Annotated in this window: 21 protein-coding genes and 2 pseudogenes; 5 read left to right on the top strand and 18 right to left on the bottom strand. The window is 71.0% G+C overall.

Annotated elements, in window-relative coordinates:
- Positions 1 to 42: 42 nt before the first annotated feature.
- The 11 genes from AB5J56_RS05350 to AB5J56_RS05300 all read right to left on the bottom strand — a co-directional run bounded on the left by AB5J56_RS05350 (position 43) and on the right by AB5J56_RS05300 (position 11,352).
- Positions 43 to 1,026 (bottom strand): class I SAM-dependent methyltransferase, encoded by a 984-nt coding sequence (locus tag AB5J56_RS05350; RefSeq protein ID WP_369230554.1) that lies wholly within the window; start codon positions 1,024 to 1,026, stop codon positions 43 to 45.
- A complete protein-coding gene (locus tag AB5J56_RS05345; protein ID WP_369230552.1) occupies positions 1,020 to 1,697 on the bottom strand; it encodes a class I SAM-dependent methyltransferase in 678 nt (225 codons plus the stop codon). Before AB5J56_RS05345 ends, AB5J56_RS05350 begins: the two co-directional genes overlap by 7 nt.
- A 66-nt stretch (positions 1,698 to 1,763) precedes the next feature.
- Positions 1,764 to 2,564, bottom strand: a complete 801-nt coding sequence (locus AB5J56_RS05340) for a glycosyltransferase family 2 protein (RefSeq protein ID WP_369230550.1) — start codon at positions 2,562 to 2,564, stop codon at positions 1,764 to 1,766.
- A 29-nt stretch (positions 2,565 to 2,593) separates the two neighbouring features.
- The gene (locus AB5J56_RS05335; RefSeq protein WP_369230548.1) at positions 2,594 to 3,736 is read right to left on the bottom strand and encodes a hypothetical protein; all 1,143 of its coding nucleotides are present in this window, start codon (positions 3,734 to 3,736) and stop codon (positions 2,594 to 2,596) included.
- 5 nt (positions 3,737 to 3,741) lie between these two features.
- Complete coding sequence (locus AB5J56_RS05330; protein WP_369230547.1) at positions 3,742 to 5,286, bottom strand: lipopolysaccharide biosynthesis protein; 1,545 nt, start codon at positions 5,284 to 5,286, stop codon at positions 3,742 to 3,744.
- A complete protein-coding gene (locus AB5J56_RS05325; protein WP_369230545.1) occupies positions 5,249 to 6,094 on the bottom strand; it encodes a chain length determinant protein in 846 nt (281 codons plus the stop codon). The genes AB5J56_RS05330 and AB5J56_RS05325 overlap by 38 nt, the downstream gene beginning before the upstream one ends.
- A 51-nt stretch (positions 6,095 to 6,145) precedes the next feature.
- The gene (wecB, locus tag AB5J56_RS05320; RefSeq protein ID WP_369230543.1) at positions 6,146 to 7,279 is read right to left on the bottom strand and encodes a non-hydrolyzing UDP-N-acetylglucosamine 2-epimerase; all 1,134 of its coding nucleotides are present in this window, start codon (positions 7,277 to 7,279) and stop codon (positions 6,146 to 6,148) included.
- Between the two features lie 3 nt (positions 7,280 to 7,282).
- Entirely contained in the window at positions 7,283 to 8,542 is a 1,260-nt protein-coding gene (locus tag AB5J56_RS05315) for a nucleotide sugar dehydrogenase (protein WP_369230541.1), read from the bottom strand.
- Positions 8,542 to 9,312 carry a WecB/TagA/CpsF family glycosyltransferase gene (locus AB5J56_RS05310; protein WP_369230540.1) on the bottom strand — a complete coding sequence of 257 codons (771 nt, stop codon included), beginning with the start codon at positions 9,310 to 9,312 and terminating at the stop codon, positions 8,542 to 8,544. Before AB5J56_RS05310 ends, AB5J56_RS05315 begins: the two co-directional genes overlap by 1 nt.
- On the bottom strand, positions 9,309 to 10,472 hold the full coding sequence (locus tag AB5J56_RS05305) for a hypothetical protein (protein ID WP_369230538.1): 1,164 nt from the start codon (positions 10,470 to 10,472) through the stop codon (positions 9,309 to 9,311). Before AB5J56_RS05305 ends, AB5J56_RS05310 begins: the two co-directional genes overlap by 4 nt.
- 280 nt (positions 10,473 to 10,752) lie before the next feature.
- Entirely contained in the window at positions 10,753 to 11,352 is a 600-nt protein-coding gene (locus AB5J56_RS05300) for an acyltransferase (RefSeq protein ID WP_369230536.1), read from the bottom strand.
- Positions 11,353 to 11,774: 422 nt separating this feature from the next.
- Between AB5J56_RS05300 and AB5J56_RS05295 the strand changes: the two genes are divergently transcribed.
- Positions 11,775 to 14,105 carry a penicillin acylase family protein gene (locus AB5J56_RS05295; RefSeq protein ID WP_369230533.1) on the top strand — a complete coding sequence of 777 codons (2,331 nt, stop codon included), beginning with the start codon at positions 11,775 to 11,777 and terminating at the stop codon, positions 14,103 to 14,105.
- 13 nt (positions 14,106 to 14,118) lie between these two features.
- On the opposite strand, the gene def is transcribed toward AB5J56_RS05295, so the two are convergent.
- Complete coding sequence (def, locus tag AB5J56_RS05290; protein ID WP_369230531.1) at positions 14,119 to 14,781, bottom strand: peptide deformylase; 663 nt, start codon at positions 14,779 to 14,781, stop codon at positions 14,119 to 14,121.
- A 113-nt stretch (positions 14,782 to 14,894) separates the two neighbouring features.
- Here def and AB5J56_RS05285 point away from each other — a divergent pair, with 113 nt between their 5' ends.
- On the top strand, positions 14,895 to 15,491 hold the full coding sequence (locus AB5J56_RS05285) for a winged helix-turn-helix domain-containing protein (protein WP_369230529.1): 597 nt from the start codon (positions 14,895 to 14,897) through the stop codon (positions 15,489 to 15,491).
- A 25-nt stretch (positions 15,492 to 15,516) separates the two neighbouring features.
- Here AB5J56_RS05285 and AB5J56_RS05280 read toward each other — a convergent pair whose 3' ends face one another.
- Positions 15,517 to 17,481, bottom strand: a complete 1,965-nt coding sequence (locus AB5J56_RS05280; protein ID WP_369230527.1) for a sensor histidine kinase — start codon at positions 17,479 to 17,481, stop codon at positions 15,517 to 15,519.
- A 273-nt stretch (positions 17,482 to 17,754) separates the two neighbouring features.
- On the opposite strand from AB5J56_RS05280, the gene AB5J56_RS05275 reads away from it, so the two are divergent.
- Entirely contained in the window at positions 17,755 to 18,831 is a 1,077-nt protein-coding gene (locus AB5J56_RS05275; protein WP_369230525.1) for a hypothetical protein, read from the top strand.
- An 81-nt stretch (positions 18,832 to 18,912) separates the two neighbouring features.
- Complete coding sequence (locus tag AB5J56_RS05270) at positions 18,913 to 19,338, top strand: DUF3592 domain-containing protein (protein WP_369230523.1); 426 nt, start codon at positions 18,913 to 18,915, stop codon at positions 19,336 to 19,338.
- A 17-nt stretch (positions 19,339 to 19,355) separates the two neighbouring features.
- On the opposite strand, the gene AB5J56_RS05265 is transcribed toward AB5J56_RS05270, so the two are convergent.
- The gene (locus AB5J56_RS05265; RefSeq protein ID WP_369230521.1) at positions 19,356 to 20,222 is read right to left on the bottom strand and encodes a helix-turn-helix transcriptional regulator; all 867 of its coding nucleotides are present in this window, start codon (positions 20,220 to 20,222) and stop codon (positions 19,356 to 19,358) included.
- Between the two features lie 159 nt (positions 20,223 to 20,381).
- Here AB5J56_RS05265 and AB5J56_RS05260 point away from each other — a divergent pair, with 159 nt between their 5' ends.
- Positions 20,382 to 21,293 (top strand): SDR family NAD(P)-dependent oxidoreductase, encoded by a 912-nt coding sequence (locus tag AB5J56_RS05260; protein WP_369230519.1) that lies wholly within the window; start codon positions 20,382 to 20,384, stop codon positions 21,291 to 21,293.
- Here the strand turns inward: AB5J56_RS05260 and AB5J56_RS05255 are convergent.
- The 4 genes and pseudogenes from AB5J56_RS05255 to AB5J56_RS05240 all read right to left on the bottom strand — a co-directional run.
- Positions 21,283 to 21,534 (bottom strand): annotated as a pseudogene (locus tag AB5J56_RS05255) (DUF302 domain-containing protein); the annotation flags it as partial. The gene AB5J56_RS05260 and the pseudogene AB5J56_RS05255 sit on opposite strands and share 11 nt — an antisense overlap.
- A gap of 212 nt (positions 21,535 to 21,746) precedes the next feature.
- Positions 21,747 to 22,412: a DUF4389 domain-containing protein gene (locus tag AB5J56_RS05250; protein WP_369230517.1), complete on the bottom strand. Its 666-nt coding sequence runs from the start codon at positions 22,410 to 22,412 to the stop codon at positions 21,747 to 21,749.
- 241 nt (positions 22,413 to 22,653) lie between these two features.
- Positions 22,654 to 23,361, bottom strand: a pseudogene (locus AB5J56_RS05245) (nitrate/nitrite transporter); the annotation flags it as partial.
- 147 nt (positions 23,362 to 23,508) lie between these two features.
- Positions 23,509 to 24,021, bottom strand: coding sequence for a universal stress protein (locus AB5J56_RS05240; RefSeq protein ID WP_369230515.1), 513 nt, complete (start codon positions 24,019 to 24,021; stop codon positions 23,509 to 23,511).
- Between the last annotated feature and the right edge of the window lie 58 nt (positions 24,022 to 24,079).

Below are 24,079 nucleotides of genomic sequence, written 5' to 3'. Positions count from 1 at the left end.
ACCATTGCCGCTCTCACCGCCGTCTCCAGCATGGGGAACTCGTCAGCCGGCGCTCCGTGGGCGGCAGACCATCGCGATGAAGTCGTGCCCCACGTCCGGCAGTGCCGCGTCCTCCGCGGCGAAGCACCGCTCCAGCAGCGCCAGCGTCTCCGGCTCCTGGTCACGGAAGTTGTGCGCGATTCCGGAGAACGCGATGTGCAGCACCGTGCCCCCGTACGGCCGTTCCTCGACGACCTCGAAATGACGCCGCAGACCGGGCAGCAGCGCCGCCGCGTCGACCGCCTCGGAGGGGTCGTCCAGCACCATCGACAGCCTGCTGGGCCGTACGACACGGTGCTTGATCCGGCCGTCGGCCAGCCGCCGCCGCTCTTCGGGCAGCCGGGCCAACAGTGCGTTCGCCGCCTCCAGTTGACCGTCGGTCCACTGGAACCGGGTGGGGCCGACGAACTCGTCGACCACGAACAGCCCGTCGGGCTCGATCAGTTGGGACAGCCGCGGCAGGGTCTCGTCGAGGTCGTCGAAATGGTGCAGCGACTGAAGGCCGAGGAGAACGTCGAAGCGTTCCCCGTCGCTGGTCATCCGGTTGACATCGGTCACCCGGAAGCGCAGGACGTCGGCGAGCCCGTTCTCGGCGGCGGCCCGGGTCGCGAAGTCGATCCGCTCCGGCGCCACGTCCACGCCCTCCAGGAGAGAGAACGCGCCGGTCCTCGCCCAGAGCAGCTCGTTCCCGCCGGTGCCGCACCCCAGCGACAGACCGCGCAGATCGGCGCGCGGCGCGAAGTGCTTGGCCGCCACGTACTCGGGAAAAGAGGTGTCCGCGTCGCCGGTCATCAGCAGGTTCCAGCGCCTGATGACCGCCGGTATCGCCCACCACTCGGTCAGCGACGGGTCGACCTGTGACCAGTGCTGGACCACGCGGGCACCGCCGCGCACCTTCAGCTTGGCCAGTACCGGGTCCAGGTCCAGCTTCCGCACCTTGCGCAGCAGCCGGTCCGCGTCATGTCTGTTGATCAGGTTGTTCAGCATGCGGGCTCCGTTCGTACGGCGATGAGCGACTTCGGCGCACCGAGCACCCGCTCGCTCAGGATGGCCGATCCGGGGAACAGGTAGCGCATTTCGGCGCGGGTCAGCAGCTCGATGTTGATCACGGCGTTCATCGCCGACTCCGGGCTGTCGGGGCGGCTGTGGACGAGCGGCCAGTGCCGCACCAGACGGGCCCGGGCGGTCAGTGGCAGGAACTGGAAGCCGGGCGCCACGAAGTGCGGCTCGACGGGGAAGTAGCGGTACGGCGTCTGGATCCAGTGCAGCGGGGCCAGTTGCTCCACGGCCGCGACGAACTTCTGACGCTGGCTGTGCCCGCCGACGTGCTCGATGGTCGAGTTGGAGAACACCAGGTCGTAGCCGCCTTTGTCGCTCAGTTCGGCGGCGATCGCCGGGTCGGTGACGTCGGCGTTCTCCGCGGTGATCCAGTCGGGCAGTTCGGCGGGGTGCGCCTCCAGGTTGATCAGGTGGACGTGCTTGGCGCGCAGCGGTGCGCGCAGCCACATCTCGGCCGTCCCGCCCAGGTCCACGACGCTCATGTTCTCGATGCCGGGGAAGCAGCGTTGGAACCGCTGCCAGCGGGCGATGCGGAGGCGTTCGCCCAGTGAGCCGGGCGCGTCGACGAATCTGTTTCTCAGGGCGCGGGATCGGGCCATGGGATCAACCACCTGTGGTAGGGACGGAATGGGGAGCAACGGATGGAAGGACGGGGTCGGGCTGCTTCAACTGGGCTGGCGCCACTGGGTGTAGAAGCTGGCCGGGTTCATCAGATACCGGACGGTGGGGTGCGGGACATGGAGCACCCGGTGCGCGCGGCCGTACCGGCGGATCAGCTCCCAGTCCTCACGGGGCAGTACCTCCGGTGTCCGGCGCAGGCGGCTGAAGTGCAGGGAGCGATTGCGGCGGGCGACGAAGGCGTTGGTGTCCAGGAAGGACTCGCGGGCGGCCCGGCGCCGGTCGTAGGGCACCGACAGGACGTCCTGCTCGCTGCCGTCGGGCAGGACGCGGCGCAGCGCCGTGTAGACGCCGTCGGGGCCGCCGGGCGCCTCGAGCACCTCCAGTGCCCGGGCGAGATGGTCCGGCTCCCACAGGTTGTCGTCGTCCAGGAACGCCACATAGCGGGAGCGCGTCAGCCGGATCCCGACGTTGCGGACGACTCCGGCGGTGCCGGTGTTGCGCGCCAGGGACACGGCGAACAGCCGTGGGTCGTCGGGCAGTTCGGGAAGTCCGGCGCCGTCGTCGACGACCACGACGACCTGGTCGCGCACGCTCTGCGCGAGCGCCGAGCGCACCGCGGCGCGCAGCGCCTCGGGGCGGCGGTGGGTGGCGATGACCGTGGCGACCAGCGCCGAGGGTGCGGCCGGGAGGCCGGCGGCGAGCCGTCTGGTCTCGGCGTTCTCGAAGCGGCGGAGCCCGATGGCGGAGGGGGCCAGCAGGATCTTGTTCCTGGTCTCGAAGAGCACCAGCCAGCCGAACGCCGCCTTGAGCAGCGTCCAGGGCGCCCGCGCGACACGACGCATCATGGTCTCGCCTACCTCGGCGGGCGCCCCGTTCACGAGGCCGGCTCGGGGTGGATCAGGCGGCCGTCGGACATCCGGTTGTTCCGCCACACGTTTCCGGCACCCTTCGCGTTCCAGTGGGCGACCACGCCGTATCCGCCGGAGGCGGGGTGGTACTCGGTCGAGAAGATGTTGTCGGTGACCTTGATCCCGGTGGCGCCCGTGTCACCGCCGTAGAGCGCGTACGCGCCGCCGGCCACCCAGTTGTGGTCCACGGTGACATTGCGGACCACGCCGACGTCCGCGAACAGGCCGATGCTCCCCGAGGCACCCTGCTTGAGGCTGGTCGGGTTCAGCAGCGTGTTGTGGCGGATGATCAGGCCGCCGGTGTTGCCGCCGCCGCTGATCACGGTGTTGGTGTGCTGCCACTCGCCGCCCAGGTTGACGAAGGGGGCGATGTCGTGGACGTAGTTGTCGTGCAGGTTTCCCTGTCCCGTGGACAGGGCGTCACCGAACACCGAAACGTTGCACCAGCCGACCTCGACGGGACTGCCGCTCATGTTCGACACCGCGTAGTCCACGCCGCCGTTGTCCGGCCCCTTGCCGGGCACCGCGGTGATGGTGGAGTGCAGGACCCGCAGGCCGCTGTAGCCGGCGCGCAGGTTGACGCCCCACCAGCTGTCCGAGGTGATCTTGGTGTCGATGACGGTGACGTTGTTCGCGTAGATGTCGAGGGAGCCGGTGATGTCCCACCCGCGGATGACCGTCCCGTTCTTGCGGATCGTCATGTACCCGGTCTTGTGGGGCTTGAGGGGGATCCGCGGACCCGTCGTGTCGGCGTCGGGGAAACCGCAGGCGCCGGGAGACGAGCAAGACACGGTCTTGGCCGGCGGTTTGCCGGACGCACCCGCCGTACCCGCCGTCGCGGTGGGCTTCCCCGTGGGGGACGGCGACTCGGAAGGGCGCCCTGTCGCCTCGCCGACCGCCGTCGAGGCACCGGCGCCCGGTGATGCCGAGGAACCGCTCGCGGGGCAGGTCAGTGCCTCGTCCGGGCAGGCCGGCGACCCGGGCTTGCCCGACCCCGACGCGGCCTTGTCCGATCCCGATCCGGATCCCGAGCAGGCCGTGACCGCGACCGCGAGCAGGGCTGCCAGCAGCAGCCCCGCGAGCGACCTCCGACTGATGGGCCGTAACATCGAGTTCACCTCATGTCCTGTTGGGTGGGCCGAACCGGTGCGGTCGACCGGTGCCGGCCGCGCTGGGGCCGGTCGCCGCGGTCGACGCCGCGCAGGAAGTCGCGGCTGGGCAGGACGCACACGGTGTAACCGGCCAGGGCGATGGTGCCGATGGCGAGGAGCGCGAGCCGGCTGTCGCCGAGCCGATGCTCCAGGCCGAGGATGATCGCGGCCATCACGGCTCCGCCGAGGAAGGGCCATGCGCAGGCCCTGGCGATCCGGCCGACGCCGATGCCGCCACGGCTGAGGGCGAACAGGAATACGGGCACCACCATGCAGCCGGCGACCAGGACGTGGGCCTGGGAGACTCCGACGATGCCGTTCAGGTGCGCGGCGACGAGGAGCACCGGGATCAGAGCGACCAGCCACAGGCCCTGCACCAGGAAGAGCGACCGGCGCTGTCCGATCGCCACCAGGCAGTCGTAGGCGAGTTCGCTGCCGATGCGGATCAGACCGAGGGCCATCAGCCAGGGCAGCGCGGCGGCGGCGGGGCTCCAATGGCTCCCGTAGATCAGCTCGATGAGCGGCCCCGCGAGGCCGGCCAGCAGGACGCACAGCGGGACGGTGCCGGTGACCAGTACGCCCAGGGCACGGCTGAAGCCCTGGGCGAGCGCCTGCGGCGAGTCGGCCAGTCGGGAGAATCCGGCGAAGGAGACCCGGCGGGCGGCCTCCGAGATGATCCTCACGGGCCAGCCGGAGATGTTGAAGGCGAGCACGTAGAAACCCAGCGACACGTTGCCCAGCGTCGCGCCCACCACCATGGTGTCGACGTTGACCACCGCGAGGGCCAGCATGCTCGCCCCGGCCAGCGGAAGTCCGAATCTGAGCAGGGCCCGGGCCTGCCCGGGGTCCCAGCCGAACTTCAGGGTGCCCGGTGCCGCCAGCGCGCAGCCGATCAGTGTCACGACGTTGCCCGCCACGGCTCCCCAGGCGAAGCTCATCGCGCCCCAGCCCTCGAAGGCCAGCAGCAGCGTCACCGACGTACTGAGCACGAAGTTGAGCCCGTCGATGATCATCCGCTTGCCCTGGGCGAACTCACGGGTGAGGAAGCCCCCGGGCACCTGTGCCACCCCGTCGATCAGCACGCACAGGCACATCACCCGCAGTACGCCCACGGCGCTCGGCGAGCCGAGCAGGCCGGCCACCGTCGGTGCCGCCGCGAACAGCGCCACGTACACCAGGCCGCTGGAGAGGGTACTGAGGGTCAGCACGGTAGGCGCGAACCGCCGGGCGTCCCCCTCCCAGCGCACGATGGCCAGGCCCACGCCCAGCTCGTTCGCGGACAGCAGGACCAGCAGCACGGTCTGCGCGATGCCGTACACGCCCCATTCCGCGGGGCCCAGGGCGAAGCGCGCCAGCACGATGCCGGTCGCGAAGGTGCCCAGGCGCATGACAACGGTGTTGATCAGGCTCCAGCGGGCCGCGGAACGGACCTTCCTGCCGAGGGAGGGCGGGGCGGGGGTGTCGCTCGTCTCAGCGCTCTCGCTGTCCGGTGTGCGAACGCTGTCCATGAGTCGACTCCTCGTCGAGCGGCTCGGCGGCGGGTGTCGCGGCCATCACGGGCCGCCCGGCCCTCGGCTCCGCGGCGGGCCTGTTCTCGGCGGACCGCGACCAGGTGGGCGGCGGCCGAAGGGCGATCGTCTGATCCACGACCGGCTCCCGTGCCGCCGACTCGCGTGTGCCGACCGGCAGTTCGGGTGCTTCCGCCGGCACCGCCGTGCGCGACCGTCGGCGCGCCTCCACGTAGAAGGTGGCGATCATGCTGAGCACCAGGCCCAGGCCCCCGGCCATGATCATGTACTCGAGCCGGGTCTTGGTCTGCGCCACCGGGTTCTGCGGGGCCACGATGGTCGTCATGCGGATCCTGGCCTTGTGGGTGACCGACTGCTGGTCCTGGAACTGCTCCAGCCGCTCCTCGGCGTACGAGGTCAGGAGGCGGTCCGAGGCCAGGACGGCGGTCTTGTCGGTGCCGGTGACGGTCAGCCACATCAGCGGTCCCTGGGCGTTGTCGGCGAGCTTGGCCTCGAACGTGCCCTTGGCGCCACGGGACTTGAGCTCCCGTACGGACGCGTCGGAGTTGAGGTTGCGGGCCAGGCTGTCGGCCATGCCGGTGAGCGAGGTCTGGGTGCTGAGGAAGGGGTTGCCGTCGTAAGCATCGGTGGCCTTCTGGGAGTTCAGCAGAACCACCGTGCTCTGCGACTGGTAGGTGACCGGAACCACCAGCGCCACGGCGACCGTCAGACCGGCGGTCAGCAGCAGTCCGGGCAGCAGGACGTACCAGCGCCTGCACATGACCCGGAAGATCTCAGCGAGATCCATGGTGGTCCCCCCTCGCGACCAGACGTTCGACGAGCATATGTTGCAAGCGGATCATATGGGGAGCGTTTGGTCGGTGGGCCTCGGCCGGTCGGTGGGTCTCGGCCGCATGCTCGCCGTGCCTCCCTCCAGGAGCACCTCGGCGATGCGGTCGCTCGCGCGGCCGTCCCACAGTTCGGGCCGGCGCGGCGCGGGCGGATCGTCCAGCGCCCGGTTCACCGTGGCCACGATCCGCGCCGGATCACGGCCCGCGAGCACATTGGTGCCCTGCTCGACGGTGATGGGCCGCTCGGTGTTGTCCCGCAGGGTCACGCACGGCACGCCCAGCGCCGTGGTCTCCTCCTGTATGCCGCCCGAGTCGGTCAGCACGACGCGCGCGGAGTCCTGCAGGGCGATGAAGTCCAGGTATCCGGCGGGCGGTACGAGCCGGATGCCTCCGGGGACGCCGATGTCGGCCAGCCGTCCGGCGGCGCGCGGGTGCACGGGCAGCAGAAGCGGGAGCCGGCCGGCGATCTCGCCGAGCGCCTTCAGGAGCGCGGCGAGGACCTCGGGGTCGTCCACGTTGGCGGGCCGGTGCAGGGTGACCAGGCCGAACTCGCCCCTGCTCAGGCCGTATTGGTCGAGGATGTCGGAGGCGCGGGCCCGTTCCAGGTTGGCCAGCAGCGTGTCGATCATGACGTTGCCGACCAGGTGGATCTGGTCCTCCCGGTACCCCTCCGCGCGCAGGTTCTCCGCGGCGTCGGGGGAGGGGGCCAGCAGGTAGTCGCTGACCCGGTCGGTGGCGACGCGGTTGACCTCCTCCGGCATGCTCCAGTCGCGGCTGCGCAGGCCGGCCTCGACATGGGCGAGCAGCGGTCCGGCCTTGGCGGTGACCAGGGCGCAGGCCAGGGTGGAGTTGATGTCGCCGACCACGACGACGATGTCCGGGGACAGCTCGCCGAGAAGTGGCTCGAACGCGGTCATCACGCGTCCGGTCTGTTCGGCGTGGGTGCCGGAGCCTACTCCGAGGAAGCGGTCGGGCGGGCGGATGCCGAGGTCGGCGAAGAACACGTCGTTCATGGCCGGGTCGTAGTGCTGACCGGTGTGGACGAGGATCACCTCGGCGCCCCGGTGCTCCAGGGCGTCCATCACCGGTTTGATCTTCATGTAGTTGGGTCGCGCCCCCGCGACGCAGACGATGCGCGGCATGGTTCAGAGCACCTCGATGGTGGGTCCGGACGGCAGCCGCCGTCGGCAGTCGAGCACGAACGGGGCGTGTTCGGCGATGAGTTCGTAGTCGAAGCCGTCGTGATCGGTGAGCAGGACCACCACATCGGCGGCCGCCAGCTCCTCCTGCGAGGGTTCGACCCGCACCAGCCTGGTGTCCACCGGCAGGCTCTCGACGACATGCGGGTCCGCGGCCCTGACCTGGGCCCCCATGTCGAGCAGCAGTTGGGAGATGCGCAGTGCGGGCGACTCACGGGCGTCGCCGGTGTTCTTCTTGTACGCCAGGCCGAGCAGCAGGATGCGCGAGCCGTTCACGGAGCGGCATCTCTGGTTGAAGAGGTCGCTGATCCGGCGCGTCACGTACTCGGGCATGTGGCTGTTGATGTCGTTGGCCAGTTCCACGAAGCGGAAACTCTGGCCGAGTTCGCGCTGCACCCGCCAGGAGAGGTACGAGGGGTCGATCGGCAGGCAGTGGCCGCCGACACCCGGTCCGGGCGTGAACCTCATGAAGCCGAAGGGCTTGGAGGATGCGGCGTCGATGGCCTGCCAGACGTCGATGTCCAGGTGATGGGCGAACATCGCGATCTCGTTGACCAGCGCGATGTTCACATGACGGAAGGTGTTCTCCAGGAGCTTGGCCAGCTCGGCTTCCTTCGGTGAGCTCACCGGCACGGTGGTGTCGACGAGTTGCCCGTAGAAGTCCTGAACTGCCTTGAGCGAGGCCGCGTCCACACCGGAGACGACCTTCGGGGTCTCCTTGAAGCCCCAGACGGCGTTTCCGGGGTCGATCCGCTCCGGGCTGTAGCCGAGGTGGAAGTCGGCGCCCGCGGTCAGGCCCGAGCCGTCCTCCAGGATCGGGGCGAACAGCTCCTGGGTGGTGCCGGGATAGGTGGTCGACTCCAGGACGACGGTGGCTCCGGGACGCAGATAGCGGGCGAGGGTGACGGCCGATTCCTTGATGTAACGGAGATCGGGAGTGCCCTCGTGCAACGGCGTCGGCACGGTCACGACGGCGACGTCGAAACCGCCGCAGTCGCGGGCCGATTCGCTCGGGCGGTAGGCGCCGCGGTCCATCGCCGCGCGGATCCGCTCGGAGGAGACGTCCTCGACGAAGGACTCACCGGAGGCCAGGCTCTTGACCCGCCGGGAGTCGACGTCGTAGCCGATCACCTCGTGTCCGACCTCGGCGGCGCGGATGGCCAGCGGCAGGCCGACGTATCCCTGTCCGACCACGACTACGCGCATCAGTGACTCCTGTTCGCGGAGGCGGGCGACGGGGTGAGCCGGATGAGCTCGCGGGCCGTCATGAGGAGGAAGGCGGCATTGGTGGTGACGTAGCGTCGGCCGAGGCGGCGCGGCTCCTGAAGTGCGCGGTAGAGCCACTCGACTCCCCACCGCTGCCAGGACTTCGGGGCCCGCTTGGTGACCCCGGCCAGGATGTCGAAGGAACCGCCGACCCCGTGTACGAGGCGGGCGCCGGTCGCCTCGCCGTAGGCGGCGGTGAAGATCTCCTTCTTGGGCGACGTCATGCCCAGGAAGAGCATCTGGGCGTCGCTGTCGGCGATCGCGCCCGCGATGGCCCCCTGCTCGGAGTCGTCGAAGTAGCCGTTGCGGCTGCCTGCCACCTTCAGCCTCGGGAAGCGGTCGGCGACCCGGCGCAGCATCTGCTCCAGCACCTCCTGCTTGGCGCCGAGGAAGTACACCGACATGCCCGCCGATTCCGCCTCGGCCAGCAGCCGCAGGAACAGATCGATACCGGCGACGCGCTCGGGCAGCGGGGCGCGCAGCACCCGTCCTGCCCAGACCACGGCCTGTCCGTCGGCGAGGACCAGATCGCAGCCGGCCACGGCCTCGGCGAGTCGGGGGTCCCGCCGCATGTTCACCAGCTTCGCGGCGTTGACCACCCCGATCTCCAACTGCCTGCCGTCCCGCACCGCTTCGAGGCAGCGCTGCACGGTCTCGTCCATGGTCAGCGGGTCCACCTCGACCCCGAAGAGGGACTGACGCCCGCTCATATCCGGCCCCCCTGCCAGGCGTGGAGCATCCAGCCGAATTCGTACGGCCGGCACTCGCGGTCCACGAAGACCGGGCGGTACACCCGGTCCAGCACCTTCAGCCGGAGGCCCGGAGCGACTCGGGTGCCGAGGCCCCGGGCGGCGCGTACGGCCTTCTTCGGATCGCCCCGGTAGACCTTGCGCCAGGTGACGCCGAGCTCGTCGAGGATCAACGGCTCCTGGTGTCCGGCCAGTTCGGGTACGTCCGTCATCCAGCGCAGGCCCTTGCGGATCGCCGCGCCGAAGTCGCTGCCGCCGGCGTCGGTGAGATCGAACAACGCGGTCGGTGCCATCGCGTGCTGGTGGACGCTGTAGACCGGGTAACCCTCCACGACACCGCCGGTGCGCGCGTCGTAGTGCCACCACCACTGCCCGCCCTCGCCCTGCAGCTCGCAGATGCGCGCCGCGCACGCCTCGGACGCGGCCAGCGCCTCCGGGTCGCCGTCTCCGTCACCGCTGGCGTGGGCGCGGGCCAGGGCCTGGAGCGGGTACGTCTGGTCGGCGAAGCAGCTCACGTGCGCCCGGTACCAGGGCACCAGGCCGGGTCCGGTGGCGTGCGGGAACAGCGGACTGCCGCCGATCCGGGCCCGCAGCAGACGGTCGCGGGCAGAGGCGAAACGTCTCTCCACATCCACCGTGCTGCGAGCCGCCGCGAGGGCGGACAGCACCCACGCCGCCTCGACGGTGTACTGCGGCCGGCCCTGCTCGTCCAGGGCCTCGACCCGGTCGAGGGCGTCGGACAGCTTGGGATGCCCGGTCTCGGCGGCGGCCCAGGCGATGAGCGCCGCGTCACCGAGGTTGATCACCGCGGGCAGCGACTCGACGAGCAGACCGGCGAACTCCTCGGCCGTACGCCCGCCGAGCACCGCACGCTGGCGGTCCTCGGGCAGGAACCGGGCCCCGAGCACGGTGATCGCCGCGTACCGGATGCTGATCCCGCGCCGTTCCAGGGTCCAGGCACCACCGGGGGTCCTCCGCCCGGCCATCGTGAAGGCGAAGGCCTCCCCGCCGGGGAGCAGCATCGAGGAAAGCCCCGACTCGGCGACTTCGAGAAGGCGTTGGGCCAGCGTGAGCAGCGAAGGCTCCTCACGACCGAGCGCCGCCAGACGTGTAGTGGTCATCGTTTGGGCACACCAACCCCCCTGTGGGTCCTCTGGTGAACAGACTTTTGATCGCCACGTCGCCGATGGTCACGCGGCGCAAGGCAGACGTCAGGCATCAGGCGTCGGAGCGGTCGTCACTCCTCGCCACAGGCACACTTGTCCCCACCCGGTACCCCCCCTGGGCACTAATGGTTTATGTGCTCACTGTGCACAGTCTGCACGGTTCGCGCACATGTTATGCCTGAAGATGTTCGAGGATTGGCCATTTGGGAATTCAACGATCCTGGGGACGCGGGAGTCATCCGCGTTCGACGAGTTCGCCGTCCTTCTCGTCGTACAGCGCGCCCGTCTCGGGGCACTTCCAGCCCCCCGACTCGCCTTCCTCGGCGACCAGCCGAACGCCGGCCCGGCCGACCCAGCCGATCCGGCGCGCCGGAACGCCGGCCACGAGCGCGAAGTCCGGCACGTCCCGGGTCACCACGGCTCCCGCCGCGACCAGTGCCCAACGACCGACGCGTACCGGCGCCACACACACCGAACGGGCCCCCAGTGACGCCCCCTCGGCCACCACCACCGCCACGGCCTCCCAGTCGCCACCGCGCTTCAGACGGCCCTGCGGGTCCACGGAACGGGGGGAGTGGTCGTTGGTGAGGACCGCCGCCGGGCCGACGAACACCCCGTCACCGAGCACCGCGGGTTCGTACACCAACGCGTAGTTCTGGAGCTTCACGTTGTCGCCGATCCGCACCCCCGGGCCGACGTACGCTCCCCGGCCCACGATGCACCCACTGCCCAGCCGGGCGTCCTCCCGGACCTGGGCCAGATCCCAGACCGTCGTCCCGTCACCGATCGTGGCCGTCTCGTCGACCTGGGAGGTCGGCTGGATTCTGAAGCTCACTTGGCTGAACCCTTCTTCTCGTCGAATCGTCGAACAGCGGCGCGAGGTGTTCTACAAGCCGAGGTTGTACCAGGCGGCCCACGCCTCGGTCAGGCCAAGCGGTCCGGCGCGGCGTCGGAGAGGCGATGCCCAGGGCACGTTCCAGCCGTTCTCGCCCACGCGGTGTGTGGGGGAGACGGCCGGGGTAGCCGGGGCTGCGCTGCGGGGCCCACTGCGAAGGCGTACACCCGGGGAGTGACCGTCGTACATCCCGGGAGTGACCTGCCGCCCGGAAACTCCGTCGGAGGCCGGATGGCATCCGTGGGCTCGTGTTGAAGGGTGGGGCCATGGGTGGAAACAGATTACTGATGAAGCGTCAAAGAGCTTTCCTGTCAGGCCGGTTGGCAGCCTTCGCGGCCGCTCTCTGCCTCACTTCCGCCAGCATGGCCCTGCCGCCCGCGTCCTCGTCCGCCGCGACGGGGCCGGACGGCGAGACGGTGGCCGACGGCGGACATGCCGCGCAGATCAACAGGACCGAGTACGGCATCCCGCACATTCTGGCGCGGGACTTCGCCGGGCTCGGCTACGGATACGGCTACGCCTTCGCGCAGGACAACGTGTGCGAACTCGCCGACCAGGTGGTGACGTTGCGGGGCGAGCGGTCCCGGTTCTTCGGGTCCGACGGGGAGTCCGAGGGCGCCAACCTGGCGAGCGACACCTACTACGGCGGCCAGCTGCGCGCGGGCACCGTACAGCGGCTGTTGGACCGCAGGGCGCCGCTGGGGCCGACGGCGGAGCTGCGCCGGATGGTCGAGGGATACGCCGCCGGGTACAACCGCTATCTGCGGGACACCGGCGTCGACAGGCTGCCGGACCCGCGCTGCAAGGGAAAACCCTGGGTGCGACCGGTCACCGCGCTCGACCTGTGGGGCATCGTGCACGACGTCAACGGGGCGACCGGGGCGGTACCGCTGGCGCCGGAGATCGGCGCCGCGGAGCCCCCGGCGGCGGGCGGCAAGGGCACGGCGGCCACCGGGGCCGGCGGCGGAAAGGCCGCGGCGTCCTTCACCCCGGGCGGACGGATCGCAGACGCCGCCGATTTCGGCAGCAACGGCTGGGCGCTCGGCCGGAACGCCACGCGGACCGGCAACGCGATGGTCCTCGCCAACCCGCACCTTCCCTGGGTCGGCGGCAACTTCCGCTTCTACCAGGTGCAGTTGACGATCCCCGGCACCCTGGACGTGTCCGGGGCCGGCCTGTACGGCACCCCGCTGGTCGAGATCGGCCACAACCGGAACCTCGCCTGGACGCACACCGCCAGCGACGCCCAGCACGCCTCCTTCTACGCGCTGAAGCTCGCGCCCGGCGACCCCACCAGCTATGTGGTCGACGGCAAGGCCGAGCAGATGAAACGCCGCACGGTCCCGGTCACCGTCCGCGACAAGAACGGCGGATTGTCGACCGTGAGCCGGACCCTGTACACCTCACGCTTCGGCCCGGTCCTCGCCTCGGGCTGGACCACCCGGACCGCGTATGCCGTCCGCGACGCCAACGCCGACAACCTGCGCTCCATGAACGCCTGGCTGGCCATGGGCAAGGCCCGGAACCTCAGCCAGTTGCGCACCGCCCAGGACACCTACCAGGGCATCCCCTGGACGTACACCCTCGCGGCCGACACCAGCGGCGGCACGTACTTCACGGACTCCTCGGTCGTCGCGCACCTCACTGACGCACAGCTGGAGCGTTGCGCGCGCCCCGACAGCCAGGAGGGGCCCGCCGCCCTGGACGGTTCGACATCGGCCTGCGCCTGGGGCAGCGACCCGGACGCGCTCGTGCCGGGCATCTACGGCCCGTCCCACCAGCCGAGGTTGAGCCGCACCGACTACGTCGCCAACTCCAACAACGGCCCCCGGTACACCAACCCCGAAGCCCCCCTCACCGGCTTCCCGGGCGCGTACGACAGTGATCCCCGCCTCGGCCAGCGCGCCCAGCTCGGGCTCAGCATGATCGCGCAACGCGTGGCCGGCGCAGACGGACTGGGCACCCCGGGCTTCACCCGGAGCACCCTGCGGGCGTCGATGCTGGGCAACCGCGTTCTGTCGGCCGAGACCGGACGTGACGACGTGGTCGGCATGTGCCGCGCCCACCCACACCTGACGGCCACGGACGGCAAGGACATCGACGTACGACAGGCCTGCGCGACCCTCGCGCGCTGGGACACCCGCGCCGACACGGACAGCCGGGGCACCGCGCTCTGGGGCACCTTCTACGACCACCTCGTCGAAGCCGGGCCCCCGGACACCTGGCACCGCGTCCCCTACGACCCGGCGCAGCCCCTGACCACGCCGCGCGGCATCAAGGGCGAGGACGTACGCGTCCAGCGTGCCCTGGCCGACGCCGTCCAGGACTTCGCCGCCCGTGACCTGCCTGTCGACACCGAACTCGGCGCCGTGCAGAAGTGGGCCGACACCCCGCTGTCCGGCTGCAACGGCGACAAGGGTTGCTTCAACGTCCTGGAGGCCGGCCCCGACTCGGGCACAGGCACCCCGACCGCCGGCGCCTTCGGCAGCAGCTTCCTGATGGCCGTCGAACTGACCCCCGACGGCCCCCGTGCCCACACCTTGCTCACTTACGGACAGTCGTCGAACCCGGCTTCGCCCCACTTCACCGACCAGACCCGTCTCTTCTCCCGCAAGCAATGGGTCACCGAGCGGTTCACGGCATCGGAGATCGCGGGTGACCCGGCCCTGAAGGTGACGACCTTGCGCCGCTGACGCCAGGGACGTCTCACCGACCCAAATCGGCGGCCTTGACCGCGCGTTGCGCGAAGACTTCCTCGCGGCGGTCCTCCATCTGCCGCAACGCGTCCTTGCGGTCACGCTTGGAGAGCCGGTCGAGATAGGTGTGGCCGACTAGGTGATCGGCCTCGTGCTGCAGACACCGGGCGAAATAGCCCGTCCCCTCGATGACGAGAGGGCTGCCGTCCTTGTCGTACCCGCGGGCGACAGCACGATCGGTGCGCGGAACCGCCATGGCGGCGCCAGGCACGGAAAGGCAGCCCTCGAAGTCGTCCACGAGTCGTCGACTGCCTGGATCGGGCTGGTCCAGCACCGGGTTGACGATGTGGCCGACATGCCGGATCCCCTCGTCGTCCGGGCAGTCGTAGACGAACAGGCGCAGGTCGACGCCCACTTGGTTGGCGGCCAGGCCGGCACCGTCGGCCACGTACATGGTCAGGAACATGTCGTCGATCAACGCCGACAGCTCCGGCGTACCGAACTCGGTCACCTCCCGGCACGGACGGCGCAGCACCTCTTCACCCACCACCGTGACCCTGCGAACCGAACCCCGTTCCGCCTCCGGCGGCAGAGCAGGAAACGTGCCGACGGGCCGGCCCTGTACGCGGACTCGCCGGTCGACGGGACGGGACCGCTCGTGACGAACAGACATGGCTCTCTCCCCTTTTGCGCATGCCACAGCTGCCGCGGAGGCCACCGCAGCCGATTGTTCTCGGCAAGGACTGCCGCTTGCCAGGAGCTTTGCAAAGTAGCAGACTTTGCAAAGTGACTGAAGATGAGCTCAACACCCCGGGCGACCGGACGTCGGGCGACCGGACATCCGACACCGGCGAAGAACTGCGCACGCATGAAGTCCGCACGGCGCTGCTGGAGCTGCTCGCCGAAGTCGGCACCGTCACGGCCACCGAAGCCGCCTCCCGGCTGGGATACAGCTCCGGTCTCTGCTCGTTCCACCTACGGCAGCTCGCACGTCACGGATACATCGAAGAGGCCCCCCACAGCGGAGGCCGCGCACGCCCCTGGCGCCTGAAGCGGAGCGCCCCTGCCTCCGAGGGGCCCGCGCAGGAGCAGTTCGGCGATCTGGCGCGAGGGCTGGAGGACGAGAGCTGGCAGCGATGGCTGACCCAGCGTGACCAGGCGCCGTCCCCATGGCGCCACGACGAGGCCTTCAGCGCCGTCGCCTACCTGACCCCCGAGGAGATGAGCCGCGTCGCGGACGCGATCCGACGGACGCTCGCGCCCTACCAGGACCGCGAACACCGCCCCCTGGCCCGGCCCGACGGGGCCCGCCCGGTGGCCCTCATCTCCCGCCTGTTCCCCCTGCTTCCCCACACCGCCGACGACGACGTGGACCAGGACTGAGCCGTGCCGGCCGGGGTGGCCTTGATCAGGGCTTCTCCAGCGGCAGAGTGACGGTCAGGGTGGTGCCGCGCGGCGTGCTGTCGAGGGCGAAGGTGCCGCCCAGGGCCTGTGCGCGGCGGCGCATGGAGGCCAGCCCCATGCCGGTCGCTGTTCCTTCGGAGATGCCGGCGCCGTCGTCGCCGACGACGATGTGCAGGGACCGGCCGCGCAGGGCCAGGCTGACCCCACACCGGCGAGCGCGGGCATGGCGGATGGTGTTGGTGAGGGCCTCGGTGACGATGCGGTAGGCGGCGGTCTCCACGTCGGGTGACAGCGGCGGCAGGTCGGCGATGCTCACCTCGGTGGACAGTCCGGGCGGCAGGGTCCGTACGTGACGGCGGATCGCCTCGCCCAGCGGCAGGGTGTCCAGAACGGTGGGGCGCAGGCCGTCGATGATGCGGCGGATCTCGGGGACGGCGGTGGCGACTTCGGCGCGGACCCGGTTCAGCAGCGGGGCGCATCCGGCGGTGTCACCGGTGGCCAGGACGAGTGAGGCGGCCTGCAGTCCCAGGGACATGCCGGACAGCGACGGCCCCAGCCCGTCGTGCAGGTCGCGGCGGAGCCGGTCGCGTTCGGCGCGGGTGACGGCCACCACGCGGTCGCGTTGGATCTGGAGCGCCTGGGTGAGTTCGAGGGCGCGGACGAGGACGGCGACCTGGGCAGCCATCGCGGCCAGCAGCCGGACGTCAGCCTCGGTGTAGGTGTCCACCGGGTCGCGGCGGGCCACTTCGAGGATGCCGACATCGCGCCCGCCGACCTGCAGTGCCACGGTGTGGCCATGGACCGGCGGGCTTCCCCAGGCGCCGAGTGGGCTGCCGTCGAGGGCCGCGACCCGTGCCCCCGGGGCGCGTACGGCGTCGGCGACGGAATGCAGCGCCGCCGGCAGCAGGCCGGGCTCGTCGGCGGAGGCGACCTGGTCGCCCAGGCGGGCGAGCGCGTCCAGCGGGTCCTGGCGGGCTCCGTACACCAGCCTGTCCGCGGCGAGTTGCAGCCGGGCGCGGGCCGGTGTGAGCAACACGGCCACCAGGCCGGCAGCCATCACGCCGGGCAGTGGGCGCCGGTCCAGAGTCGAACCGGCCAAGGCTGTCACCCCGACGTAGACCACGATCACCATCCCGGTCAGCGACGCGTAGACGACACCGCGGCGCACCACCGCCTCGATGCCCAGCAGCCGGTAGCGCAGCACACCGACCGCTACCACCACCGGCACCAGATACACGCAGATCGCCAGGGCGGGTCTGGGGACATCGAGGTACGTGGTGGCCAGGAGCGGTCCGACGACACAGACCAACCAGGCGAGTTGCTGGCGTTCGGGCGGCTTGGCGCTCACCAGGCGTGCGACCGTGCCCACCCAGATGGCGAGCGTCGACAGGGCCAGCAAGGGGACACAGATGCCCAGCAGCACAATCCCCAGCAGCAGCGGCGGAAGCGCCGGCGGCGCGTCCACTCCCGGAGCGGCGTCGGCGAACATCTCGGGACCGAAGGGCAGAACGGTGGTGAGCAGGACCAGGGTGGTGACGACCGCTGCCACCGGCCAGCGCCACCAGCGGGCCGCGAGCCGCCCGTTGGGGTAGTACGCCAGCACGATCGTGGAAGGAGCAACGACGGCCGGCATCCACAGCGCCGTACTGGCAGCCGCGGCCACGTCCGCGGCGGGCCAGGCAGGCCGGGCGATCGCGGCTCCGTAGACGCCGTAGCCGTTCAGCCCCACCTGGCACATCGACGACGCTCCGGTGGCGAGGAAGAGCCAGCCGAGCACATTACGAGGCCGCAGCCAGACCAGCACCAGGCCGGTGAGCTCCCATTCCAGACTCGCCCCGCCGACGACGCCCACGAAGTAGGCGTTGTCGCCCAGCCGTTCGGCGTGCGGCAGCGAGGTGATCCAGCCGGCGAAGGCCAGCACGGCCGTGCTGAGCAGTACCACCGTCCCGGCAACCGCGCGTGCAGCCATTCCCTCAGTGTGCGGTGGTACGCGTCCCGTCCGACACCGAAAGCGTCCCGCCGATCACGGGAAGTGTGCCCGCCGGCACCAGGACACCGGCCCTGGGCTCCTGGGAGCTCCTCCGCTGTTGGACGCACGGCAGTTCTGGCCGTTGCCGTCGCGGCTGCGGGAGCACAGGCCGCCCGGGGCTAGCCCGCGTGGCGGGACGGGTTCCAAATCTGGTGGATTCCCGTCTGCGGGCGAGACACAATGCCCGGGGAATCGGGGCGAGGGGGAGCTTGTTTGGACGTGTTCGTGTGTGCCGGGTGCGGCACGGAGCTGACGGCGCCGGTGTCCCGGGTCGCCCTCCCCGTCCACACCCACCACGGGGGATGGGAGGAACTCCACCCTCCGCTGATGGAGCCCGCGACGTATGCCGTCGACCCCCAGCCCACCGGACCGCCCTGGCGGCTGTGGAAGGAGGTCGGAGCGGACGCGGCTGCTCGGCAGGGCGTGTTCGCGCCGGTGTACTTAGTCTCCTTCGGCGTGCGGAACAGAATCGTCATCGCCCCCGGCGACTCCCGGTCCATGACCCTGATCCCCGACAAGTGCGAAGGCTACTGCCAGGGCGTGGATGGCCGGGCCGGTCCCAACCTGGCGTGCGAGGGGTGCGGGCGGGCCGTGGCCACCCGCATGGACGACTGCGGGATGTGGCAGACGGTGTGGCTTGAGCCCGACGCGGTCGTACGCCGCCCCTCGGGACTCCCTGCCGGTCCGCCTCTCGGCTGGGACGATGTGGAACGCGTCGAGCATCGCGTCCCGCCCGTCGAACCCGACGGGTCGTGGAGCCGCCGCTGGGAGGCGGCGGTCGGAGTCGCACTGGCCCATCTCGTGGCGGTCACCCAAGACCGCCCGGTTAACCTCCCCGCCGGTCCCGTGGCCGAGTTGCTCGGCCACGCCGTCGGCCGGCATCTCCCCGCCGGGCCCGGGGCCCGGTCCGTGGGGCTGGCCGGCCCAGGGATCCACCTGCCCCGGCCCCGTCCCGATGTCCTCCTCGTCCCCCGCCACCCCCTCACGGAAGCGCCTTGGCGTCCGCCAGGCGATGAGGGGGCTGTGGTACCGCTGGACAGCGGGGTCTGGGCGTACCTCGCCCACCCGGGCGAGATTTCGCCGATGCCCGCGACGGGGGCCCTCCCGGAGGGCGTCCTGCGCGACGACTACCCCCTGCCGCCGCGCCCCCGGTCCCCGCTGACGCCCCACCACCGCGCCTTCGAGGACACTCTGGTCCGCCTACCCGCCGTACGCGCACCCCGGCTGCGCAGGTATCTCGACGCGTACCGCAAGGCCGTTTGGCCTGCAGCAGCGGGCTGGCCAGAGTGAGGACGGCGATCGGACGATCTGAAGGAAACGGCCTGCTGACCCACCCGCAACCGACAGCCCGGTACACGCGTCACGTAACACGTGGAACGCGAATGGCTCTTCTCCCTCATCCCCCTGACGATCGGCACGATCTTCCTCGGCATCGGTGTGCACGGCCTGCGCCGCGCCAGTGCGCTGCGGCGCACCGGTGTCACCGCTGAGGCTCGGATCGTCCGTCACGATGTCAGTCGGGGTGACGAAGGCGCCAAGTATTACCACCCCGTCGCGGCCTGGACGGCCCGGGACGGGCGCTTGTGCGAGTACGCCTCCAGGTTCGGCCGCGGAGCCGTCCGAAGCGGCTTCCGCGTGGGGGCGTACGTCGTGGTCCGATACGACCCGCAGGCCCCGCAACGGTTCGCGATCGAGGGCTGGGACATGCGGTGGGTCGACCTGCTGTTCACCGTCCTGGGGACGGTGTTCGCCGTGGGCACGGTGACGGTGGTGCTCGTCCGGCTGCTCACCCTCTGACCTCTCGGCGGGACTGCTCAAGGACGTGCGGTGGCGGTCTGGCCACCCGTGACGCGCAGGAGGTCGAGTCTTCCCGCGTCGCTGCTTCCGAGTGCTGCCGTGTACGTGACCATGCGCAGGTCCGCGCCGGGAACGATGAGGACGTCGCAGTCCAGGAGGATGTCGCCGACCTCGGGATGACGGATCGTCTTGCAGTCGGTGGTGTGCTCGGCGGCGGGCGTCCGAGCGGCCCAGTGACGGGCGAAGTCGTCGGATCCTGCCCGCAGTTCGCTTACGAGACGATCGAGCTGGACGTCTGCGGGATAGCGGGAGGCGGCGTCCTTGAGGTCGGCGACGATCGACGCCTCGAAGGCTTCCTGACCGCGCTCGGACTCGATGGGCAGCAGGGAGGCATGGGCGACACCGTCGCCGAACAAGGCGCGCGCGAGGTTCCGTTCGGAGGCCGGGACCATGGACGGGTCACCGAGCAGAGCGCTCCACATGGTGTTCCACCACACCAGGGTCCAGTCGGCGGTGAACACGCCGATCGGGACGTCGCCCAGGCGCGCGGCGAGCCGCTGGATGCCCGGCGGCACGTGTGTGCCGACCGTGCCGTCCTGCGGCGGCAGCAGCCCGGCGGCGCGGTACAGCTGGTCGCGCTCGGTCCGGGAGAGCTGAAGGGTCCGGGCGAGGGCGCCGACGACCTGGGCCGAGGGGTTCGTCGCGCGTGACTGCTCCAGGCGCAGCACGTAGTCGACGGAGAGGCCGGCCAACTGCGCGAGCTCCTCGCGGCGCAGCCCCGGGGCGCGACGGCCGGCCGTAGCGGCGAGGCCGGCGTCGGTCGGCGAGAGGCGGTCGCGCCAGGCGCGCAGGAGTGCGCCGAAGGCGGAGCGGGAGGCAGCCATGGTCCCGATTGTCGCCGCTCGGCGCCCGGCGAGCCTGGGTACTGCCAGTCCTAGTGACGGGGACGGCACTGGCCGGCGGTGGTGTGAGCGGCGAGCGTTGGGCGCGCACCGCCCGCCGGGCGCGCACCGCCCGCCGGGCGCCGGCCGAGGGAGCCACCCATGCAGCACACCATCGTCATGACCGGCGCGAGCCGTGGCATCGGCCGCGTCGCCGCGGAGCGCATCCTGCGCCTGTCATCCGACGTGCACCTCCTCGTCGTCGCCCGCGAATCGTCCGGCGCACTGCCGCTCGCCGAACTCGGCGCGGGCGGGCGCACGTTCAGCCACGTCGCGGCGGACCTCGGCTCCCTGGACAGCGTCCGCTGCGCCGCGACCGAGATCCGCGACCGGCTGGAACGCGGTGAACTGCCGCCGCTGCGCGGCTTCGTGGGCAACGCGGGAGTCCAGTACACGAACGCACTGACCGCGGGCCCCGACGGATTCGAGTCCACCTTCACCGTCAACGTGCTCGCCAACCACCTCTTCGTCCGCCTCCTCGCGGACTGTTTCGTGGCTCCCGCCCGGATCGTGATCACCGCCAGCGACACCCACTTCGGCGACTTCAGGCACAACCTGGGCATGGTGCCCGGTCCGGCCTGGAAGTCCCCCGACGTTCTCGCCCGCACCGGTGCCTTTCCCCGGCCGGACACGGCGACCGCCGGGCGCACCGCGTACTCGACGAGCAAGCTGGCTGCCATCCACCTCGTGCACGAGTACGCGCGCCGCCTGCCGCACGGCATCGACGCGATCGCCTTCAACCCCGGATTCGTCCCCGGCACCGGCCTCGCCCGCAACGCGGGCCCTCTCGCCCGGTTCGCGGTGCGCCGCATCATGCCGGTCATGACCCTCACCCCGCTCGCGACCGGCCGTGGTGCCGCCGGCCGCCACCTCGCCGACGTCGTCCTCGGCACGACCCGGGCGCCGAGCGGGTCCTACGTCGACCGCGGCCGCGTGGCCCGCTCGTCGCAGGAGTCCTACGACCCGGGGCGCGAACGCGACCTCTGGGCCGCCGCAGAACGGCTCACGGCGTGAGCGAGGCGAGGGCGGCGTCCAAGCGGCGGGCGGCTTCCTCGGCGACAGGGCGCAGGGCGTCCAGTCCGGTCAGCGCGACCATGGTGTCCGGGTCCAGGGCCTGTACGGCGGTGCGGTCGCCGTCGCGACGGACGACGACGTTGCAGGGCAGCAGCAGGCCGATGGAGCGGTCGGTTTCCAGAGCGCGGTGGGCGAGCGGCGGGTTGCAGGCACCGAGGATCAGGTAGTCCTCCATGTCGTGGTCGGGGAGTCGGCTCCCGGTATCCCTGCCCAAAAATACCCCTTGGGGTATGTATCTCATGGTCGACGGTATACCCCCCGGGGTAATTCTTTGCTGAGGGCCGGAGTGTGGCCCCCGGCGCCCAGCGGCACAGGGGCCGGTTGGACCGGCCCCTGTGCCCAAAGGCCCGCTGACCCGGCGCGGATCATAGGAAGGCGGCCGCAGGGCGGTGATCACGGCTGTTGTTCCGTCCCGGCCGGTTCGGTGCCGCCCATGTCGAGCCGGAACGGCGGATACGTGTCTGTCATCAGGGCGACGTAGGCGGCGACCCGCAGCACCCATCGGTCGAGGCCGAGGATCAGGTCGAACAGGCCCTTCGGGTACTTCGCGGTGAAGGCCAGGATCACGGCGGCGATCACCGTCAGCGCGGCGATGAGCCCGCCGGACCACCAGCCGAGATGGAATCCGCCGAGGAGGAAGCCGATGACGACGTAGTGCGGAATGGCCAGCAGCCACCACTTCACCAGCACCAGGCCGCGCGAGAGGTGCTCGGGGTAGGCGATGTCCAACCGGGTCGGATAGTCCGGTTCCTCGCCGAGGCTGAACGGCGGGTAGCGGTCGGTGCCCAGGACGCCGTACGAGTAGTAGGCGACCCGCCAACTCCAGCGCAGCACCCCGAGGTTGAAGTCGAACAGTGCCCGCGGATACCGCCCGGTGAACAGGATGGCGAAGAACGCGATCACGCTCACCACGGTGAAGCCGATCCAGAGGAAGGACAGCACCACGTAGTGCGGTATCGCCAGGATCCACTTGACCAGCCACAGCCATCGCGACAGCGGTGCGTCGAGCACCGCGTTGACACGGACCGGACGGTCCGCGAATCCCACCAGAGTTGTCATGGCGATCAGCTCCTTCACCCCAGGGCGTGACACGCTGATTCCGTTCCATGACCAGCCTGGCCGCAGACCGGGTGAAGCCGCGAGGGCTGGGTGGGTCCGGTCCGAGGGCCTGTCGGCCCAGGGCGGCGGCCGGACTCCGGGGCGCCGACCGGCGAGCGGCCGGGCCGGGCGCGCCGGTCAGTGTGTCCGTGCCGATGGCGTCCGGTGGGCGACGGCGCCGCGTACGCCGGTGCCCGTGAGGGCCCATCACCAGCGGCGGGACGAAGTCGCCCAGGCCGCCCGCGGCTCCCACGACGCCGGTGGCCGAGCCGGTCCTGTCGGGCGGGGCCGGCAGCGCCACGAACGCGAAGGTGGCTCCGTTGCCGGCGCCGAGCGCGGCCGCCATCAGCAGGAACGCGAGCGTGCCCAGTGGAGCGAGGGACGGTGTGAAGGACTGCACGAGCGCGCCGGCGATCACCGCCGCCAGCGACCCGTACAGCACCCGCACCGGGCCCGTCCGGTCCGACAGCCAGCCGCCGACCGGTCGCATCGCCACCGCCAGCAGCACGAACCCGGCCATGCGGTTCGCCGCGTCGGCCTGGGTCAGGCCGTAGCCGGTCTTCAGGTAGGTGGGCAGGTGGACGGAGAACGCGACGTAGCCGCCGAAGGTCACCGCGTACAAGGCGGATGCCTGCCAGGCGATGCCGAGCCGAAGGGGGGCGGCGAGACGCCGCGGCAGCGGCTCCGCGGGCACCGTGCGTCCGGGGGCGTCCCGGAGAACCACCGCGGCCACGGCCGCGTACAGGACCAGGACCACGGCCGTGAGCAGGAACGGGTTCGCCATCCCGTGCGCGTCGGTCAGCTTGGCCGTGGTGAGCGCGCTGATCGCCGTACCGCCCATGCCCATGCCGAAGACGCCGATGGCAAGGCCGCGCCGCTCGGGCGGGAACCAGGCGCTGACGAAGGGCACGGCCGGTCGGCGTCGACGGTCTCCACGGCCCGCGTCTCGGCCTTCAGCCCGCCTCGCTCGCTCCGGCGGCCAGCCGCTCGGCGATCGCGCGGGTGGAGCCGTGCGCGGTTGCCCAACGTGCCACCGCGTCCATGACGTCACCTCCCGCTATGCGGCACTGCTCCGGGCCAGAGAGAGCATGCGGACGGCCCCGCCGGGCGCCGCGGGCTGCTCCGTGGTGGGCACCGCGACCACCGGGATCGTCGCGTGCCGCAAGCATTCGAGGCCGACCGAGCCGATCGCGGGCAGCTCGTACTGCCCGTGAGCCTTGCGCCCCAGGGCCAGCAGCAGGGCGCCCCGCGCCTGCCGCAGCAGCACCCGCGCGGGCGGGCCCTCCACCAGGACAGCGTGTACGGCACCGTCGATCCGCGGTCCGAAGACCTCGCGAACCGTCGAGGCGAGCAGCCCCGCGGCCTGGATCCGCTGCTCGGCGACCGTCGGCCGTGCCGAAACGAGAGCACAGGAGGCGATTTTGGGCCGGACAGGCTCCCACGCGTGTACGGCGACGACATCCGTACCCAGAGCATGGGCCTGCTCGGTGGCCCAGCGCAGCGCGGCCATGGATGCCTCGGATCCGTCGACGCCCACCACGATGCCGTTGCCGCCGGCGAATTCGGTCATTGCAGCCTCCCTGTATGTCCTCTGCTCCCACAGTGATCCGGACCGGCTGGGCGAGACT

It is taken from the genome of Streptomyces sp. R21 (assembly GCF_041051975.1).
In the GTDB taxonomy this organism is placed as follows: domain Bacteria; phylum Actinomycetota; class Actinomycetes; order Streptomycetales; family Streptomycetaceae; genus Streptomyces.
Note: the sequence above shows the minus strand (reverse complement) of the source record. Positions and strands in the feature narration are given on the sequence as shown.